General features: G+C 33.9%; 15 protein-coding genes. 14 read left to right on the top strand and 1 reads right to left on the bottom strand.

The genetic code is table 11. The annotated features are described in order from the left end of the window. Window positions 1-209: 209 nt before the first annotated feature. The 14 genes from secA (at window position 210) to ACFCYN_RS00720 (ending at window position 19827) form a co-directional block, all read left to right on the top strand. Window positions 210-2723 (top strand): preprotein translocase subunit SecA, encoded by a 2514-nt coding sequence (gene secA / locus ACFCYN_RS00785; protein WP_172446358.1) that lies wholly within the window; start codon window positions 210-212, stop codon window positions 2721-2723. Window positions 2724-2860: 137 nt separating this feature from the next. Then, a protein-coding gene (gene prfB / locus ACFCYN_RS00780; protein WP_172446357.1) for a peptide chain release factor 2 occupies window positions 2861-3959 on the top strand; the annotation gives its coding sequence in 2 pieces (ribosomal slippage) (window positions 2861-2932 and window positions 2934-3959; 1098 coding nt in all). 373 nt (window positions 3960-4332) lie between these two features. Further along, entirely contained in the window at window positions 4333-5211 is an 879-nt protein-coding gene (locus ACFCYN_RS00775) for a YitT family protein (RefSeq protein ID WP_172446356.1), read from the top strand. Between the two features lie 67 nt (window positions 5212-5278). Then, window positions 5279-5614: a cytochrome c551 gene (gene cccB, locus ACFCYN_RS00770; protein WP_216853928.1), complete on the top strand. Its 336-nt coding sequence runs from the start codon at window positions 5279-5281 to the stop codon at window positions 5612-5614. Between the two features lie 480 nt (window positions 5615-6094). Beyond that, complete coding sequence (ftsE, locus tag ACFCYN_RS00765) at window positions 6095-6781, top strand: cell division ATP-binding protein FtsE (RefSeq protein WP_172446355.1); 687 nt, start codon at window positions 6095-6097, stop codon at window positions 6779-6781. Then, entirely contained in the window at window positions 6771-7664 is an 894-nt protein-coding gene (gene ftsX, locus ACFCYN_RS00760; protein WP_172446354.1) for a permease-like cell division protein FtsX, read from the top strand. Before ftsE ends, ftsX begins: the two co-directional genes overlap by 11 nt. Before the next feature lie 132 nt (window positions 7665-7796). Beyond that, window positions 7797-9170 (top strand): murein hydrolase activator EnvC family protein, encoded by a 1374-nt coding sequence (locus tag ACFCYN_RS00755; protein WP_172446353.1) that lies wholly within the window; start codon window positions 7797-7799, stop codon window positions 9168-9170. Window positions 9171-9760: 590 nt separating this feature from the next. Next, window positions 9761-11224 (top strand): catalase, encoded by a 1464-nt coding sequence (locus tag ACFCYN_RS00750; RefSeq protein WP_172446352.1) that lies wholly within the window; start codon window positions 9761-9763, stop codon window positions 11222-11224. 178 nt (window positions 11225-11402) lie between these two features. Beyond that, entirely contained in the window at window positions 11403-12836 is a 1434-nt protein-coding gene (locus ACFCYN_RS00745; protein WP_172446351.1) for a S41 family peptidase, read from the top strand. Between the two features lie 294 nt (window positions 12837-13130). Beyond that, a complete protein-coding gene (locus ACFCYN_RS00740) occupies window positions 13131-14324 on the top strand; it encodes a PDZ domain-containing protein (protein ID WP_375946935.1) in 1194 nt (397 codons plus the stop codon). Window positions 14325-14657: 333 nt separating this feature from the next. After that, window positions 14658-16088 (top strand): PTS mannitol transporter subunit IIBC, encoded by a 1431-nt coding sequence (locus ACFCYN_RS00735; protein WP_375946933.1) that lies wholly within the window; start codon window positions 14658-14660, stop codon window positions 16086-16088. A 24-nt stretch (window positions 16089-16112) separates the two neighbouring features. Then, on the top strand, window positions 16113-18215 hold the full coding sequence (locus ACFCYN_RS00730; RefSeq protein WP_375946931.1) for a BglG family transcription antiterminator: 2103 nt from the start codon (window positions 16113-16115) through the stop codon (window positions 18213-18215). Window positions 18216-18225: 10 nt separating this feature from the next. Next, complete coding sequence (locus ACFCYN_RS00725; RefSeq protein ID WP_172446347.1) at window positions 18226-18663, top strand: PTS mannitol transporter subunit IIA; 438 nt, start codon at window positions 18226-18228, stop codon at window positions 18661-18663. Continuing rightward, complete coding sequence (locus tag ACFCYN_RS00720; protein ID WP_375946928.1) at window positions 18664-19827, top strand: mannitol-1-phosphate 5-dehydrogenase; 1164 nt, start codon at window positions 18664-18666, stop codon at window positions 19825-19827. A gap of 103 nt (window positions 19828-19930) precedes the next feature. On the opposite strand, the gene ACFCYN_RS00715 is transcribed toward ACFCYN_RS00720, so the two are convergent. Next, entirely contained in the window at window positions 19931-21178 is a 1248-nt protein-coding gene (locus ACFCYN_RS00715) for a helix-turn-helix domain-containing protein (protein WP_375946926.1), read from the bottom strand. Window positions 21179-21386 lie beyond the last annotated feature (208 nt).

Raw genomic sequence — 21386 nt, 5'->3', positions numbered from 1 at the left:
ACAAAATAATAATAAAAGGACTAAGCTGATGATTAAGCTTAGTCCTTTTTTGCTTATTATTTAATATTTTCGAAAATATTAAATAATTCTAACAGAACATTCTCGACATAAGGTTGTCACTTAACTTCATTTAATGATAAAATTAGAAATAGTATCTACTTACTTAATGACATTTTAGTTTATGACTTTAAAATAGAGGAGCGTTACGAATGCTTGGAATGATAAAAAAGGTTTTTGACCTTAATCAACGACAATTAAATAAAATGCAAAAACAGGTTGATCAAGTTATATCTTTACAAGATCAGTATGCTAAATTAACTGATGATGAACTTAGAGGTAAAACATTTGAGTTTAAAGAGCGTATCCAAAAAGGTGAAACACTTGATGATATTTTGGCTGATGCGTTTGCTGTAGTTCGTGAAGGTGCTACTCGTGTACTAGGTATGACTCCATATCCTGTGCAGTTATTAGGTGGAATCTCATTACATGAAGGTAATATTTCAGAAATGAAAACTGGGGAAGGTAAAACATTAACATCTGCTTTACCAGTTTACTTAAATGCATTGAGTGGAGAAGGTGTTCATGTTGTTACAGTCAACGAATACTTAGCTACTCGTGATGCTCGAGAAATGGGTCAATTATATGAATTCTTAGGACTGACAGTTGGTCTTAATTTAAATAGCATGGAACCTGATGAGAAGCGTGAAGCATATGCATGTGATATAACGTATAATACAAATAATGAATTAGGCTTCGATTACCTACGTGATAACATGGTTGTTTACGCAGAACAACGCGTACAACGACCGTTAAACTATGCAATTATTGATGAGGTTGACTCAATTTTAATTGACGAAGCACGTACGCCATTAATCATTTCTGGACAGGCGAAACAATCTGCCCAAGCGTATATTGCGGCAAATGCATTTGTTGGAATGCTTAAGCTAGACAAGGATTACACGTATGATGTAAAAACAAAATCAGTTCTATTAACTGAAGATGGTATTTCACGCGCAGAGAAAGCTTTCGGCGTTGAAAACCTATTTGATTTAAAAAATGTTAATCTAAACCATCATATCACTCAGGCATTGCGTGCTCATGTTACAATGACGCATGATGTTGATTATGTAGTTCAAGATGGGGAAATTGTGATCGTTGACCAATTTACAGGTCGTTTAATGAAAGGTCGCCGTTACAGTGAAGGTCTTCACCAAGCGATCGAGGCTAAAGAAGGATTAAAAGTCCAAAACGAAAGTATGACGCTTGCGACAATTACTTTCCAAAACTACTTCCGTATGTATAAAAAGCTTTCTGGTATGACAGGTACAGCTAAAACTGAGGAAGAAGAGTTCCGTAATATTTACAATATGAATGTTCTTGTTATTCCTACGAATCGTCCAATAGCTCGTATGGATAAACCGGATCTTGTATTTAAATCAATGAATGGTAAATTTAACGCTGTTGTTGATGAAATTGTAGAGCGCCACAAAGCGGGCCAACCAGTTCTTGTTGGTACAGTTGCGATCGAAACTTCAGAGTTAATTGCTCAATTATTAAAACGTAAAGGTGTAAAGCATGAAGTATTAAATGCTAAAAACCATGAACGTGAAGCTGATATTATCGCTTTAGCTGGACATCAAGGAGCAGTTACGATTGCGACAAACATGGCCGGTCGTGGTACAGATATTAAATTAGGTGAAGGCGTACGTGAACTTGGCGGATTAGCTGTTATTGGTACAGAGCGACATGAGAGTCGTCGTATTGATAATCAGTTACGTGGTCGTTCTGGTCGTCAAGGTGACCCAGGGGTGACAACTTTCTACCTATCAATGGAAGATGAGTTAATGCGTCGATTCGGCTCAGATAATTTATCGGTAATGATGGACCGTCTAGGCTTAGATGATTCTCAACCGATTGAAAGTAAAATGGTTTCTCGTGCGGTTGAATCTGCACAAAAACGAGTAGAGGGTAATAACTTTGATGCTCGTAAACAATTACTTCAATACGATGATGTTTTACGTCAACAACGTGAAGTTATTTATGCTCAGCGTTCTGAAGTTATTGATTCAACTGATTTACAACCAATCGTAAAGAGTATGATTGAAGGAACTATTAACAGAGTAGTTCAAGCTCATACACCAAACGAACAACTTCAAGAAGAGTGGAATGTAGAAGGAATCGTTGATTTCTTAGAAGCTAACTTGTTAAATGAAGATGAAGTTGCAGTTGAACAATTACGAGTAATTGAGCCAGATGAAATGGTTGAGTTAATTCAAAAAGTAGTATTTGAACGATACGAAGAAAAACAAGCAGTTCTACCAGAAGAACAAATGCGTGAGTTCGAAAAGGTTGTACTATTACGTACAGTTGATGGTAAGTGGATGGCTCATATCGATGCAATGGATCAACTTCGTGAAGGTATCCATTTACGTGCATACGCACAAATCGATCCATTACGTGAATATCAAATGGAAGGTTTTGCAATGTTTGAAGAGATGATTGCTTCTATTGAAGAAGAAGTATCTCGCATCATTATGAAAGCTGAAATTGAAGCCGATGTAGAGCGTGAAGCTGTACAAGGTGAAGCGATTCATGTAAGTAATGACGGTGAAGGTGAAGTTAAGAAAAAGCCAATCGTAAAAGGCGAAGAAATTGGTCGTAATGAAGATTGTCCTTGTGGATCAGGTAAGAAGTATAAAAACTGCCACGGTAAAGGAATCTAATAAAATAGAAACTATATGAAAAGGGGCAAGGGCAAGTACTGTTAAGGTGAGTTATAACTTTCATTAGTTATACTCACTTTACTACTTGTCTTTACCTGCTTTTTATTGTTCGTAAAATTTAATCGAGGTGTTATTTAATGGAATTAGTAGAAGTAAAGCAAGAATTAGAAAAGATGGCGAAACGCCTTCAAGCATTTAGGGGGTCTCTTTGACGTCGAAACAAAACAAGCAAGATTAGAAGAGCTTGAAGCGTTTATGTCAGAGCCGAATTTTTGGGATGATCAAAAAGCTGCGCAAGTAGTAATTAGCGAAGTAAGTGGTTTAAAAGAAGTAATCAATGAATTTAATGACTTAGATGAAGGTTATGAGAACCTAGAAATAACTTATGAGTTAGTTAAAGAAGAAGACGATAAAGAGCTATTTGAAGAATTAGTTTCTGAAGTAAAAGTATTAACAGTTAAGTTAAATGACTTTGAGCTTCAGTTACTTTTAAGTGAACCATATGATAAGAATAATGCAATTTTAGAATTACACCCAGGAGCGGGTGGAACTGAGTCACAAGACTGGGGTTCTATGTTGTTACGTATGTATACAAGATGGGCTGAAAAACGTGGATTTAAAGTAGAAACATTAGACTACTTACCAGGTGACGAAGCTGGTATTAAAAGTGTAACTTTAGCAATTAAAGGACACAATGCATACGGGTATTTAAAAGCGGAAAAAGGTGTACATCGTCTAGTACGTATATCTCCATTTGATTCTTCAGGTCGCAGACATACTTCATTCGTTTCTTGTGAAATTATGCCAGAATTTAATGAAGAGATTGAAATTGAAGTTCGTACGGAAGATTTAAAAATTGATACGTACCGTGCAAGTGGAGCAGGTGGTCAGCATATTAATACGACTGACTCAGCAGTTCGTATTACACATACACCGACTAATACAGTTGTTACTTGTCAGTCAGAACGCTCACAAATTAAAAACCGTGAATCTGCAATGAAAATGTTAAAAGCAAAACTATATCAACGTAAAATAGAAGAGCAACAAGCTCAATTAGATGAGATCCGTGGAGAACAAAAAGAAATTGGCTGGGGAAGTCAAATTCGTTCATATGTTTTCCATCCTTACTCAATGGTTAAAGATCACCGAACAAATGCTGAAGTAGGTAATGTTCAGGCAGTAATGGATGGTGGACTTGATCCATTTATCGATGCTTACTTACGTTCAAAGATTTAATTTTGAATAATGGGCTGATAAGATTGAAGAAAACTTCATTCTTACCAGCCTTAATCTTTGAGGACTTAAAGAGGTATTTTTATCAATCTAATTCAGATAGTCTGTGACCAACAACATCTTCTATTTAGAAGGTGTTATTCTTTTGAGCTTTTCTCTTTTTGGGGATTAGCAAGGAACTTTCTTACTAATGTGAAGGAGTTACATGAATCATATTTATTTTTCGATTGTTTTACAAATGTAAGAAAGTAAATTTTGTTTAAGTGTAATTAAATCTTATTGTTTTTTTCATAATAAAAAATAGAGAGAGTATCCGATAAAAGGGATATAAAATCGAAAAGTTTTCGATAAGTGAGAAATTTTGAGGGGGATAAGTTTGAAAAAGGTTAAATATTCAACTGCTCTTACTGTAGGGTGGGGAAAAACGTTTTTTGATTATTTTTTCGTTTTAATTGGTTCAGCTATTATAGCTATTGCATTCTGTGTATTTTTATTACCAAACCATATTGCTTCTGGAGGAGTAAGTGGAATCTCGACTATTCTAAAAAGTACTATGGGATTTAACCCAGCTTTTGTGCAGTGGGCATTTAATATTCCTTTATTTATAGCGGGTGTTATTTTTTTAGGGCGTCAATTTGGAGCAAAAACATTAGTTGGAACAATTTTTATTCCGCTAGTAGTTTATTTAGTTGATCTATACAATGTAAAGCCTGCAACTGATAACCCACTTTTGGCATCTATATTTGGTGGACTTTTTATTGGTTTAGGTCTGGGGATTGTTTTCCGCGGAAAAGCATCAACAGGTGGAACAGATTTAGGAGCCCAAATCGTTCATAAATATACTGGTTTATCACTTGGTATTTGTGTAGCATTCATCGATGGTTTAATTGTTCTTATCTCTGCAATCGTATTTAATCTTGAAAGTGGTATGTATGCACTGATTGCACTATTTGTTACAAGTAAAACAATTGATTTAGTTCAAATTGGTCTTGCTAGATCAAAAATGGCACTTATTATTACATCAGAAGTAGAGCAAGTAACAAACGCAATTGTTCACGAATTAGATCGCGGTGTAACAAAGCTAACAGGTGTTGGCGGATATACTAATGAAGACCGTCTAGTATTAATGTGTGTATTAGATCAAACAGAATTTTCTTCCTTACGTGACATCGTTCAGTCAATCGATCGACAAGCATTCATCACAGTCGTGGATGCAACAGAGGTTCTTGGTGAAGGATTCACAAATTTGACATAAAAAGGAAAAATAAATACTTTTATAATTAGTAGACTATAGCTATGGGAATATTAAAGGGGCGATATTTGTGAAAAAACTACTTCTTGCATTTGTTACTGGTGGTATGTTGTTAACAATGGCAGCGTGTGGATCAAATAATAACAACAATACAAGCGATACTAAAGATTCAAGTGAGCCGGCTTCAGTTGCAAACGGTGAAAAATTATTTAAACAAACTTGTGCTAGCTGCCACGGTGGAAATTTAGAAGGCATAATCGGGCCAAGTTTAAAAAAAGTCGGAGCGAAATATTCTGAAAAAGATATAGAAAATATTATTCATGATGGTAGAGGATCAATGCCTAGTGGAGTTTTAAAAGGAAATGAAGCGAAGAGTGTAGCGATGTGGTTAGCTACTAAAAAATAAGCTTTAGATTTTTTGATGATTTGCTGTTAAAACGGACAAGCAAATCGTTCGGTTGCTAATTATGTATCAGGTTTATGTAACGAAAAAGAAGTAAGGAAGGATATTTTGTCATTCCTTACTTCTTTCATGTCATTTGGTTTTGTTTTCCAATTCAAACCAAAATCTAATTTAATAAAACAGACTATTTTCTGTTAATTAGAAAAGGTCTGTTTTTTTTCATTTTAGTTACAGTATTCCAAAATTTGTTAAAGAATCACCCTGAAAAGTCGAAATTTATATTGACTATTATGAAAATGTAACATAAATTTATCAGTTCTGACATTTTTTAAGTGGTATAATAGAGGAGCTTAGCTGAATTTATCGAAAAATGTAAATAGCAGGCGAAACGTGAGATTAAGAAAAGACAAGAAAAATTACATCCAGAATGAATCTAATATGATTTGATAGAAGAAAAATGGAACAAAAATTAAGGAGAATGTCATGATTGAGTTAAAAGATGTATACAAGACCTATCCTAATGGTGTTCTTGCGGTAAATGGTATTAATGTAAAAATTCGCCAAGGTGAATTTGTTTATGTCGTTGGACCAAGTGGTGCCGGTAAGTCGACATTCATTAAAATGATGTATCGTGAAGAAAAACCATCAAAGGGTTCGATCTTAATTAATGGAATTGATTTAAGCCATATGAAGGATAAAAAGGTTCCTTTACTACGCCGAAATATAGGTGTAGTATTCCAAGACTATAAGTTATTACCGACATTATCAGTTTATGAAAATATTGCATTTGCACTTGAAGTTATTGAAGAAAATCCGAAAACAATAAAGAAGAGAGTTATGGAAGTACTTGAACTTGTTAAGTTAAAACATAAAGCTCGATTCTTACCTACTGAGCTTTCTGGTGGAGAACAGCAGCGTGTTTCGATTGCACGTTCTATTGTAAACAGACCAAAAGTAGTGATCGCCGATGAGCCGACGGGTAACCTAGACCCTGAGACTACTTGGGAAATTATGGATATATTTAAAGAAATCAATGATCGTGGAACAACTGTAGTAATGGCTACACATAATAAAGAAATTGTAAATACGATTAAGCGACGTGTTATTGCAATTGAATCTGGAAAAATTGTACGCGACCAAGCGAGAGGAGTGTACGGTTATGAAAGCTAGAACTGCAAGAAGACATGTTCGCGAAGGACTTCGTAGTTTAAAGAGAAATGGTTGGATGACTTTTGCATCAGTAAGTGCTGTTGCAGTTACATTGATGCTTGTTGGTGTATTTTTAACTGTAATTTTAAATGTTAATCATATCGGAACAACTTTAGAAAAAGATGTTGAAGTACGTGTATTAGTTGATTTAACAGCAAATAAAAAACAGCAAGCTATTTTAAAAGAAGAAATTCAAAAATTAGATCATGTAACGACTGTTAAGTTCTCGTCGAAAGATCAAGAACTAAATAATCTAATTAAAAGCATGGGTGAAGATGGGAAAGCATTCCAACTATTTGAGCAACAAAACCCATTAAATGATACGTATATCGTTAAAACAGATTCTCCTGAGCAAATTGCTCCTGTAGCGAAAAAAATTGAAGGTTTAAAATATATTGACGAAGTAATCTATGGTAAAAAACAAGTACAAAAATTATTTAATGCCGTTTCTGTAGGTCGTAACATCGGTTTAGTACTGATTTTCGGACTATTGTTTACTGCAATGTTCCTAATCTCTAATACAATTAAAATAACGATTATGGCAAGACGCCGTGAAATTGAGATTATGAGATTAGTAGGGGCAACTAATAACTTTATTCGTTGGCCGTTCTTATTAGAAGGATTGTTACTAGGGGTATTAGGTTCAGTTATTCCTATCGTTATACTATTAACTGGCTATAAGGTCATTTATAATATGCTAATGCCAAAATTGGCAGGAACAATGTTTACATTACTACCATTTTCACCGTTTGTGTACCAACTATCTGCTGTTTTAATAGCTATTGGTGCTGTAATAGGTATGTGGGGTTCTGTTATGTCTATTCGTAAGTTTTTACGTAAATAAGAGTAAGTTTTTTATCGATAGTTTTATTAATAATGTAATGCGATTGATAAGCTCTAGTTCCTCATTTAACGTCTTTTATGAGTTGAAACAGGTACTAGGGCTTTTCTATATACATAAAAGGAGGGATCTTAGATGAACAGGAGACAATCATCGAAAGTAATAACGGTTATGTTATGCAGTACTTTCATAATCGGTGCTATCCCATCCGTTTCTTTTGCTGAAAGTAAGTACCAATCTGAAATTGACCGCATCAAAACGAAGCGTAGTGAGGTTAAGGAAAAGACGGATGCAACTAACAACAAAATTGCGGACATTAAACATGACCAGCAAGCAGTTGTTGCAGAGCTTGAAAAACTTGATGCCCGAATGAAAGTAACTAAGCAAAAAGTTAACCAAACGGAAGATGCAGTTAATAGTGGGAAAGTGCAGATTTCAAAACTAAAGGAAGAAATTAAGTTTATTGAGGAGCGTATTGAGTCTCGTCAAGAATTATTGAAAAACCGCATGCGATCTCTTCAAAAAGCTGGGGGAATGGTATCCTATATTGATGTCATTCTAGGCGCTAATAGTTTCGGAGATTTAATTCAACGAATGAGTGCTGTACAAACTATTATGAAGGCAGACGAAGACATTATTAAACAGCAAAACTCTGACTTAAAAGAAGTCAGTGCTAAAAAAGATGATTTGACAGCAAAGCAAGCAAAAATTGAAAGTGATTTAGCGAGCTTAAAGAGGCTTAATAATCAACTTACAAGTCAAGTAAGTGAAAAGAACAAATTAATGGCTTCCTTAAAAGAGCGAGAAAGCGAAGCCCATGAAGATGTATTAAATTTAAAAGAACAAGATCAACTTTTAGCTAGTCAACAAGCTGCAATGCAAAAGGCACTTGAAATAGCTAAGAAACAAGCTGAAGAAAGAGCCAAGAAAGAAGCTGCGGAAAAAGCAGCAGCTGCAAAAGCTGCCGCAGAAGCAGCTAAACGTAAGGCTGAAGCAGAAAAAAATAAGCCATCTACTAGTTCAAGTCATTCAAGTGGATCTGGAAGCTCAGGAAACTCTAGTAGTTCAACAGGAAGCTCTGATAGTACTCCAACAGTGTCTAGCGGAAACTTTACAAGACCAGCTAACGGTTACATCTCCTCTGGATTTGGTCAGCGTTCATTCGAAGGCGGGGAATTCCATGAAGGAGTTGACATTGCCTCAGCAGGTAGTGTACCAGTTGTAGCAGCAGCTGATGGAGTTGTTATACGTGCTTACGTCTCATCTACTTATGGTAATTGTGTATTCATTACACATAATATAGATGGACAAGTATGGACAACTGTATATGCTCACTTAGCTAGTTTTAACGTATCAACAGGACAAACTGTTTCAAAAGGTATGCAAATTGGTTATATGGGTAATTCAGGTCACTCTACTGGACAACATTTACACTTTGAATTACATAAAGGTGAATGGAATTACGCTAAAACAAATGCAGTAGATCCGATGAAATATATAAATTTTTAAGTTAGTAAACCTATCCTAAATTTTTGGGATAGGTTTTTTTGTTTTTTGCGATAAGGGGTGAGGAATCGTAAACGAGTGTTGAAGATTGTACATAAAACTAGGGAATCTCAAATAAAAATGGTGGATTGCAATTAAAAATGAGGAATCGCAAATAAAAAATAGGAATCGCTTAAAATGCCTAATATCCAAAAAAAATGCCGTCAAATCGATGAAAAAGTATCACCTTTTAACAAAAATTCGCTAGTTTTTAAAAAAGGTTAAGTAGTTTTCATCAAAAAGCTCTACTAAATAAGAAAAAAACAAATAAAATAGCCCAACACTTAAAAGTTTATTTATCTATACGGCTATTACGCTTAATTGTTGGAACGGCATCTTCATCCCTTTCAATGTAAAAAAATGACACATCCATCAGCTTTTTTCAACGAATCTATTAAAATATCATATTACTTTTACATAGATAATAAAAAATCCAATTTAGTTAAAATATTCCTAGTTTATAATTATTATAATTTGATATTGATTTTCATTTAAAAGTAATTTATTATATAGTTATTACTAAATAATAATAATTCTAATTAAGGAGAAATGATATGACAAGTAACCGTTTAACAACAAATCAAGGTGTTCCTATTGGAGATAATCAAAATTCACTTACGGCAGGGCGTAGAGGTCCTACTTTATTAGAGGATTATCAATTAATTGAAAAGCTAGCTCATTTTGACCGTGAAAGAGTACCTGAACGTGTTGTACATGCACGTGGGGCTGGTGCACATGGTGTTTTCATTACTAAAAATAGTATGAAAAAATACACGAAAGCTAAATTTCTACAAGATGCTGGTACGGAAACACCGGTATTTGCTCGTTTTTCAACAGTTATTCATGGAATGCATTCTCCTGAAACACTACGTGACCCTCGAGGGTTTGCTGTAAAATTCTATACTGAAGATGGAAACTATGACTTTGTTGGCAATAATCTACCAATATTCTTTATTCGTGACGCAATGAAATTCCCTGATATGGTTCATTCGTTAAAGCCGGATCCAAGAACAAACTTACAAACACCTAACCGATATTGGGATTTTATGTCACTAACGCCTGAGTCAACAAATATGTTATTACATGTATTTTCTGATGAAGGTATTCCAGCGAACTACCGTCAAATGAGAGGTTCAAGTGTTCATGCATATAAGTGGGTAAACGAATACGGGAATACCGTATATATAAAACTTCGTTGGGTACCAAAGCAGGGAATTGAAAATCTTTCAATGGAAGAAGCTAGTGAAGTTCAAGGTAAAGATTTTAACCATGCGAGCCGTGATTTATATGATTCAATTGAAAATGGGGATTTCCCAGAATGGGACTTATATGTTCAAGTATTAAATCCAGCAGATATGGATGATTTCGACTTTGATCCATTAGATCCTACAAAAGATTGGTTTGAAGATGTGATTCCACGTCAGTTTGTTGGAACAATGATCTTAAATAAAAACCCGGAAAACATATTTGCTGAAACAGAATCAGTTGGGTTTAATCCTGGTGTACTAGTTCCCGGTATGCTACCTTCGGAAGATAAGTTGCTGCAAGGAAGACTATTCTCTTATTCAGATACACAAAGATATCGAATTGGAGCAAATTATATGCAGCTTCCTATTAATTGTCCTTTTGCGAAAGTAGCGAATGGTCAACGTGATGGTCATATGCCAATTGGTCAGCAAACCCATCAAATTAACTTTGAGCCAAATAGCTATTCAGATACGCCAAAAGAGGATACGAATTATGTAGAAGTGGCTCAGCCATTAAACGGTGTTTCTGAGCGTAAGAAAATTGAAAAAACGAATGATTTTGGTCATGCAGGAGAAGTTTGGAATAGATATAGTAAAGCAGAGCAGGATGCTGTTATTAAAAATATTAGCGCTGATATGGCAGATGTAGATGAAAAAATTAAGCTTCGTGCAGTTTGTAACTTCTATCGTGCTGACGCAAATTTAGGTGAGAGACTTGCAAATAAGTTAGGGATTGACTTAACTCCATACTTGCAACATCTTCCAAAATAAATTAAACCTTTCTAATAAAAATTTATTAAATCGTGTTCTACTTGCAAACATAAGTGATACAGGCTTATCATATAATAGAACAGAAATGGCATCGCACGTCTGTGTGATGCTTTTTCAATACATACACTATTTAATAGATTGGAACGTTCTAAAAGGAACGAAAAATAGGAGGTTCTGTATGAATCGTAAAACAACGGCTCTACTTGCAACAGCAACATTTGTTGTTGGTATGGGTGTAGGTACATTTGGATTTGGTGATGGAACAAGTACGATTGTTTCGAAATTATCAGAGAGTAAAGAAGTAAAAGCTTCTGAAGATCAAAATATAGCTAAAATACAAAAAGCTTACGAAATAATAGCGAACCAATATGTGAAAAAAATTGATCCGGATAAATTAACTGAAGGAGCAATTCAAGGAATGGTAACAACTTTAGATGATCCATTCTCGACATATATGGATGGGAAAACAGCTAAACAATTCCATGAATCTTTAGGTTCATCTTTCCAAGGAATTGGAGCAGAGGTTTCTAAAGATGGTGACAAGTTAATTATCGTATCTCCAATTAAAAACTCACCTGCAGAAAAGGCTGGTCTGAAACCAAAAGATGAAATTTTAACTGTTGATGGTAAAAGTGTAAAAGGTTTATCTCAATATGATGCGGTCTTAAAAATCCGTGGTAAAAAGGGAACTAATGTAACGATTGAAGTGAATCGTCCAGGAGTTGCAGATCCTATTAAATTTACAATTAAACGTGACGATATTCCAATGTATACAGTATTTAGTTCAGTTAAAGATGTAAACAATGAAAAAATCGGTTATATCCATATCACTTCATTTAATGAAAAAACAGCTGATGAGTTTAAGAAAGAATTGAAAAAATTAGAGAATCAGGATATTCAAGGCCTAACAATTGACGTGCGTGGAAATCCTGGTGGTTACTTACAAGCTGTTGAAGGTGTATTAGAAGAATTAGTTGTCAAAAATGAACCATATTTACAAGTAGAAAATAGAGATGGCCAACGTGAGAAGTACTATACTAAATTAACAAAAGCGAAACCATATCCAATTGATGTATTAATTGATAATGGTAGTGCATCTGCAGCCGAAATTCTTGCGGCAGCATTAAGTGAAGCAGGACATTATGAATTAATTGGTGAAAAATCATATGGTAAAGGTACTGTTCAATCAACATTGGATTTCAAAGATGGCAGTAACATTAAGCTAACTCAATTTAAATGGTTAACTCCAGATGGTACTTGGATTCATAAAAAAGGTATTAAACCAGATGTTGCGGTAAAACAGCCTGATTATTTCTACGCAACACCAATTGATAAAAAGAAAACATTTAAATTTGATGATAATGATGAGAATATTAAGCAAGCTCAAATTATGTTAAAAGGTTTAGGATATGACCCAGGACGTAAGGATGGTTACTTCAGCAAGCAAACAGAAACTGCTGTTAAGGACTTCCAAAGAGCTGCTGGTATTACAGTCAATGGTAAAATCGATCCTTTAACTTCAGATAAACTTGAGGCATCATTAATTGATAAAATTAAAGATGAAAAGAATGATCTACAGTTAGAAAAAGCTTTAGATATGGTAGCTAAGTAAAAATAACATACAAAGGACGAATATTAATTCGTCCTTTTGTAGTGTAGATAAACTGGATTTGAATAAAGGGAATAGCAGACTATTTTTAGCAGTTCGTCCTCTTTTGACATAATTCCCGGGAAATAGATTCGAAATTACAAACCATGCAGGAGTTTTAGTTTTTGATGTCGAAAGTACACTTTGAGAAGAAGTGTGCTTTTTTTATTGTTTTAAAGCATATTCCCTTTGAAAAAACATCAATAAACCGATAACATAAGTATATCAATCTATTAATAAAAGAAGGTGGTGAATGTTATGTGGTCAAATTTAGTCTCTGAACTCTTAGTTGGATTAGGTAAATTATTTTTAAATCCATTTACTTATATATTCTTTATCGCATCAATTATATGTGGCAATATTCGTGTAAAGCGTGAACGTAAGCATTTTTCAGTCCGAAATTTTAATGTAACGTTCGAGTGGAAGACTTCAATATGGTCTGGATTATTTATTGGAGTAATTCTTTCGGTCATTACGTTAGGAGTTGGAATTAGTATTCCAATTGAAATGGTTTATTTATTGAGTGTGTTAGCGATTATTTGTGCGCTATTGTTGCAATTTAGATGGATGTCACCAGCTAATATTTTTGGACTAGCATTAGTTGCGCTACCTTTATTAAATAGAGGACAAGAATCTTTACCATTTTTACATAAGTTTGTTCCTAGCGATATGAGTGCAATGCTTCCTGCTATCATTATTTTACTTGGTTTAATGCTATTGGCTGAAGGAATATTAGTTCAGCGAAATGCGGCAAAGCATACAACGCCTTTATTTATTGAGAGTAAACGCGGAAAAAGAGTAGGGGCACATCAGTCAAATAGATTATGGATGATACCTTTATTTTTATTAATACCAAGTGGTCCAATTGTAAGTGATTATTCATGGTGGCCTACACTTTCTTTAGGCGATAGTAGCTATTCTATTATTTGCGTACCATTTGGGATTGGGTTTTACCAATTAATTCAAGGAATGCTACCAAAGGATTCAGTTAAGTTAGTAGGTAAGCGAATAGTTTCTTTAGCGATTTTAGTATGTATTGGTGGAATCTTAAGTTATTTTATTGGATTTGTAGCTTTTATTGCTGCTGCAATCGCAGTAGTAGGAAGAGAAGCCATCAGTTATTTTCATAGAAATCGAGATACTAATACACCATCATACTTCACAACGAAATCAACGGGACTTATAGTATTAGGAATTTTACCAAACTCTGTCGCAGACAAAATGAAAATACTAGTTGGTGAAAGCATTACAAAGGTAAATGGAAAAAATGTGTCAACCGTTAATGAATTTTATGAAGCACTTCAAATTAATCGTGCGTACTGTAAATTAGAAGTAATTGATTATAATTCTGAAATGCGTATTGCTCAATCTTCTGTTTATGAAGGTGAGCACCATGAGTTAGGATTCTTATTCCCGGAAGAGGAATCTAAATATAGTGGCCAGGTTGGATAATTTTTAAAACAGACAAATAAGAAGGAACATATTCTAACTGAGAATATGTTCCTTTTTTATTTGTTTTATTTTTGGGATTTCAGCTGAGATATGAGTATTATGTGGTGAAAATTATGTGGGTCATATGTCGTGTATACAACCGTGATGTGAGACCTATTGCTCGGAAATGTGAAATCTATCATTCTAATAAAAGAAGGACGTAAGAACAGTGCGCACTTTCTTCTTTTAAATTTTGTCACTTTAGTTTGTGACAAATACGAATATTCATTTCATTGTATTGGTACTGTAAGCGTTTTATCATTTAGATATAAGGTTTATGGGGGAGGTAAAAATTTGAATACAAGTAAAAATAGTAATATAAAAGTAAAAATACAACGGTTTGGTAGTTTCCTAAGCGGAATGGTTATGCCAAACATTGGTGCATTTATAGCATGGGGTTTAATAACGGCATTATTTATACCTACTGGATGGATCCCTAATGCAAAGCTAGCAGTTTTAGTAAGTCCAATGATTACATACTTACTACCATTGTTAATTGGTTTTACCGGTGGAAGAATGGTACATGATATTCGAGGCGGCGTAGTTGGAGCTATTGCAACAATGGGTGTAATTGTAGGTGCAGAAATGCCAATGTTTTTAGGGGCTATGATTATGGGGCCACTTGGCGGTTTGGCTATAAAGAAATTTGACCAAGCTATACAAGGAAAAGTTAAATCAGGGTTTGAGATGTTAGTTAATAATTTCTCTGCGGGTATAATCGGAGCAATTTTAGCAGTTATTGGTTTAATAGGTGTTAATCCGGTTGTATCAACTTTAACTGAAGTATTAGCGAACGGCGTAGACATGATGGTAAAGGCAAATGTCATTCCATTAGCAAACATATTTATTGAGCCAGCTAAAATTTTATTTTTAAATAATGCAATTAACCACGGGATTTTAAGTCCAATTGGTCTTGAACAAGCAAAATCTGCGGGGAAATCACTTTTATTCTTATTAGAAGCTAACCCTGGACCGGGCTTAGGCGTTTTATTAGCATATACAATTTTCGGAAAAGGAACGGCTAAACAAACAGCACCAGGAGCAGTTATTATTCACTTCTTGGGCGGGATTCATGAGATTTATTTCCCTTATATCTTAATGAGACCTTTATTAATTTTATCAGTCATTGCTGGTGGTGTTGCCGGAACATTTACTTTTAATGTTTTAGGAGCAGGGCTTGTAGCAGCAGCTTCTCCAGGTAGTATTATCGCGATTTTAGCAATGGCACCAAAAGGAGGATACTTACCAATCCTTGCGGGAGTATTAGTAGCAACAGCTGTTTCATTTATAATTTCAGCAGTCGTTTTAAAATCATCAAAATCTGTGGCATCAGATGAAGATTTAGAAAAAGCTGCTCAAAAAACACAAGATTTAAAAGGAAAAGAAAGTAAAGTAGCTAGTCTATTACAGACTGAAAAAGAAGTAGCTAGTTCTCTTGGTATTAGTAAAGAAGTGAAAAAAATTATATTTGCTTGTGATGCGGGTATGGGATCAAGTGCCATGGGAGCATCCATAATGCGCAAAAAAGTAAAAACAGCGGGAATAGATTTAGAGGTTACTAATGTAGCAATTAATAATCTACCAAATGATGTAGATATTGTCATAACACATAAAGATTTAACTGATCGAGCAAAAGCAAAAGTGCCAAATGCAATTCATATCTCAGTAGAAAACTTCTTAAATAGTCCGAAGTATGATGAATTAGTGAACTCTTTATTAAAATAATAATAAATTTTAAAAGAGGTATACATGTATATATCAGCTAGAGAAAGAGAAATCATTACTTTGTTGTTAGAACACCCAAATGGAATGAATGTTCAAGAAATTGCAATGCACTTAAATGTAAGTAGTCGAACCGTGCAACGAGAGCTTAAAGGAGTCGAAGGTACCGTTAAAGCTCATCATCTTTTATTTAAAAAGGTGTCAGGTGTCGGGATGTATATCGAAGGGACACCTGAGCATAAAAATGAGCTTCAAATAGCAATATTAAAAAGTGGGCAAGAGTTTACTCAAAAAGAAAGACAAGAGTTAATTATCTGTTCCTTATTAAAAGAGCCGGAATCTATTAAATTAAGCTCTCTAGCAAATGAGCTGCATGTTACGGTTGCTACAGTTAGTAATGACTTAAACAAAGTTGAAGAGTGGTTAAAAGACTTTGATTTAGAACTTATAAGAAAAAAGGGATACGGTATTGCTTTACTTGGTTCTGAAAGGAAAAAGAGAAAGGCATTAGGGCACCTGATTGCACAACAATTAAATGAATATGAGTTTTTATCTGTAATGGAAAATGAGCGCGAGACAAGGAATAGATTCTCAGATGGGTTGTTAGAAATAATAAAGCTCGAAAAGTTAACTATAATAGGAAAAATAATTCGGGATAATGAACAACAGTTACCATACTCTTTAGCTGATAGTGCATTTATGACTTTTACAATTCATCTTTCTTTAGCAATTGAAAGAATTATTCAAGGTGAGGTTATACAGATTAATCAGGTAGTACTTGAAGAGTTAGGGACCTCTAAGGAATTTCATATTGCAGGTCAGATCGTAAATGAATTAGAAGAAGTGTTTAAAGTTAAGATCCCAGATGCAGAAAAAGGGTATATTACGATGCACTTATTAGGTGCAAGACAACGCCAAGAGAAAAATGATTGGCTAGAAGAAAGTAGTACCGAAATTATTGCGGGCTCAAAGAAGTTAATCAATTATGTAACTGAAGAGCTTGATATAAATTTTGATGAAGATCATGCGTTATTTGAGGGGTTGATTACACATATCGAACCAGCAATTTATCGAATTCAAAAAAAACTAGATGTAAATAACCCATTAACTAGCCAAATTCAAGATAACTATCCAGTTCTATTTAAGATCATTCAAAATGGATTGAAAATTGCCTTTCCAACAGTTGTTTTTCCGATTGAGGAAGTCGCTTATCTTGTGCTACATTTTGGTTCATCACACGTAATCTATGATAACAGTAAAGAAATAACGGCACTTGTATTATGTTCAAGTGGTATTGGTTCTTCTAAAATGTTAGCAAGTCGAATCAAAAAAGAGATAAAAGAGATTACTGAAATTGAAGTATCGTCTTTAGCAAACTTAAAAAATATTCACTTTGAAAAATACGACATTATTTTATCAACTGTCGATATGCCAGGCTTCTCACAAAAATATTTTACAGTAAATCCTTTGTTAACAAAGGAAGAGGCTGAACAAATTCGTGAAGAAATAAAGCGCAATTCCTTAACGACAGAAGCGACGCTATTAAGAAAGCTCCATAGCAAAAATGTTCAAAAGGAAATAACACTAGAAACGCCAGAATCAATTAAACAAAATATGGAGATCGTACACCAATTTACAGAGACTGTGCTACATATTTTGGATACATTCGAGACGATCTCTTTACCATTTATTACAACTTCATCAATTTTACTATTGGAAGTTTGTAAACAAGCCAACTTGAGAGGTTTGATCGGTGACTATTTTGAAGTATCAAATCAACTTTTGGAAAGAGAAAAGAAGGGAGGTTTAGGGATACCTGGTACAAATGTAGCATTATATCACTGTCGTTCAGAATATGTTGTAAAGCCTGTATTTTTATCGTTTCGACTTCATGAACCAATGATAGTGAAAGCGATGGATCGATCAACAGTTAAAATTGAGACAGTATTATTATTACTTGCACCAGTTGATATACAGCTAGGTCAATTAGAAGTACTAAGCACGATTAGCTCAACAATTATTGAAGATGAAGAATCCATGAAGATTTTTGCTTCTAATAACTATACAGATGTTTATAAAAAACTCAGTTATGCATTATATGAAAATTTACAGAAAAGATTTAAGAATTGAGGGATTAATAATGATTCAAACAGTTTTACCAACAGAAAATATATTATTAAATGTAGAGGCAAAAACAAAAGAAGAGGCTATTCGATTAGCAGGAAGTGTTTTAGTTAAGAACGGTTATGTAAAGGAAAATTATATCGAGAAAATGATTGAAAGAGAAGAGTCTTTAACTACTTACATGGGGAATTTTATTGCAATACCACACGGAACAGAAGAATCAAAGCAAGAAGTTATTTCATCTGGTATATCGATTCTTCAAATTCCTGATGGAGTAGATTTTGGGAATGGAAATATTGTAAAGGTAGTATTCGGTATTGCAGGCAAAAACAATGAACATCTGGATTTATTATCTCAAATTGCAATCCTTTGTTCAGAGGAAGAAAATGTACATAAATTGGTCGCGGCCACCTTAAAAGAGGAACTAATTTCAATGTTTAGTGAGGTGGAGTAGATGTTAGCTGTACACTTTGGCGCGGGAAATATTGGTAGAGGTTTTATTGGACAATTATTGCATAAGGCAGGATATGAGATTTGCTTCGTTGATGTAAATGAAGAGATGATTAATGAGCTAAATGATAAAAAAACATATGCTATCATGCTAGCAGATAGCACTCAAGAAAAATCAAGAATAACGAATGTAAGAGGAATTAATAGTCTGAAAGACCCTCAAGAAGTAGCAAAAGTAATTGCACAAGCGGATCTTGTGACAACAGCAGTAGGCCCGACCATTCTTCCAAAAATAGCAAAACTAATTGCAGATGGAATAGTAGAACGAGTTGAAAGTTCAGATAAAGCGTTAAATATTATTGCATGTGAAAATATGATTGGTGGAAGTACATTTTTGAGAGATGAAGTGTACTTAAATATGACATTATCTCAACAGAAAAAAACTGAACAGTCAGTCAGTTTTCCGGATGCAGCAGTAGACCGTATCGTTCCGATTCAAAGCCATGAAGATAAATTGTTAGTAGCAGTTGAACCATTTTACGAATGGGTGATTGACCAATCAAAAATTATTGGAGAAGTTCCAGCAATTAATGGGGTAACATACGTAGATGATTTGCTTCCATACATTGAAAGAAAACTATTTACAGTAAACACTGGCCATGCAGCGACGGCCTATCTAGGAAATTTTTATGGATACGAAACAATTAAAGAAGCTATTTCTGATAAAAATATTAGAAATATCGTTAGCTCAGTATTAGATGAGACTGGGAAGCTATTAGTTAAAAAATATAATTTTGATCCAGTTGAACATAATACATATATCCAAAAAATTATTGCAAGATTTGAAAATGAGTATATATCTGATGAAGTGTCCCGAGTTGCACGTTCTCCAATTCGTAAATTAGGAGCAAATGATCGATTTATTAAACCGTTAAGAGAGCTAATGGAATACGGTATAACACCTAAATATTTAGTTAAAGCTATTGCAACTGCACTATTCTATAAAAATAAAGATGATAACGAAGCAATTGAACTACAAAGTTTTCTTCAGAACCATACTGTGGAAGAGTTGCTCGTTAAATATTCTGAATTATCAGAACATATAGAGTTAATTCATTTAATTATAGATGAGTACAATCAATTAGAGAGAGACTTACTTGTATATTAATTTAACATTATCAGATGAACTTGTTATAAATCATCTAGGGCTATAAAAGGACCGATTCGTTTATTGAATCAGTCCTTTTTCATTTTCACGTCTTATACTTGTGCTAATGGCTATTAACAAACATATCCCCAGTTTGCACTGCTTTCTCATATTGCTTAGTAGTAACATAATAGTTATAAAGTAATTTTGCATATTTAGTTAAATGCGTTACATGATGGTGACTTTTAAAAAATGGAAATGCAGTTTGCTCCAAGTACTTATAATATTCATCTAAATCTTTGTTAAAACGTAAGATTAGAAGATTAAAGAGAATCTTATATAAATCATTTGTAGCTTTTTCTGAAAGAGCGAGTCCTTCTAATGCCTGTTCTAGCAACTCTTTTGTTGATAAAAGTTTTCCTTCTTCTGCATTATCTAAATAGTTATACAAACGATTTAAATAAGGTAGTGATTGTTTATCAGCTTCTTCAACTGACTCTTTATAAAAAATATGTGCATTTTTATAGTCTTGCTTCCAAAAATACATTAAACCTAAATTATGTAAGATCATACCTCTTTTATCTAGGAGACCTAGTGCTTCACTATGCTCAATTAAGCTCTCATACCTTTTTACAATTTCTTCAAAATCTAGCTGTGTACTGTCTTTTAATTGTACTAGCATTAATGATTCTGCCAAAATTGCCCTTGCGTAATTATTTGTTTTGTTAAAAAATCTGAATGCTTTTTCACCATAGAAATATGCCATAACTTTTGACCGGGTCCAATGATAGGCTGATCCTAGATGATAGTAATATTCCTTGTTTCCATATTGTTCTATATTGACCTTTTTTAATTCCTGTAATGCAATTTGTCTATTTACATTTTCTAAACGAGTGTACTGGGCTAAATAGTATATTCCTTTAACGTGATGATATAGATTCTTTTCATAACTAGACATAGGGGGAGAATCTTTTTCGATTCGTTTAATAAGGCGATCTGCTTTATCTATGTTTTTACATAAAATAAAGTAACGAATTAGTAAAAGTTGATAATAGATTGCATAGTTGGAAGCCTTAATGTAGTGAATGTTTTCTAATTCTTCTTTTATTATTATGACATCCTTCATTCGCTCTAAAATGATTGCGTTGTGCCATTTTTGAAGCTTCATTTCAATATTTTGAACAGTAATTATTTCATTCTTTATGTCAATCTGAAGACGTTGAGAGAACAATTGGATAATTTCTTCAGAATATCGTGTTTCTCCTCTTTCAATTCTGCTCACATGAGTGGCAGTACAAATGTCTTTACCTAATTCTTCTTGAGTCAACCCCGCTTTTTTGCGGTAAAATTTAATGATTTCTCCTTCAAGCATATGTTCTCTCCTTTTCTAATCCCAGTTGATAAACTTTGATGCATCTTTGCGTTATTGTAAGACCACATTCACGCAATACGAATTACGCAAATCTAAGAAACTAGAAAGTACAAAGACTCTAATAAACCTATTATTTCAATTATAACTAGAATTTCGTAAAGTCAAATACTTTCATTTTAAAATAAAAATAACACAAATATTTACGTAT

This window comes from Gottfriedia sp. NPDC056225, assembly GCF_042267765.1.
Classification (GTDB): domain Bacteria; phylum Bacillota; class Bacilli; order Bacillales; family Bacillaceae_G; genus Gottfriedia.
Note: the sequence above shows the minus strand (reverse complement) of the source record. Positions and strands in the feature narration are given on the sequence as shown.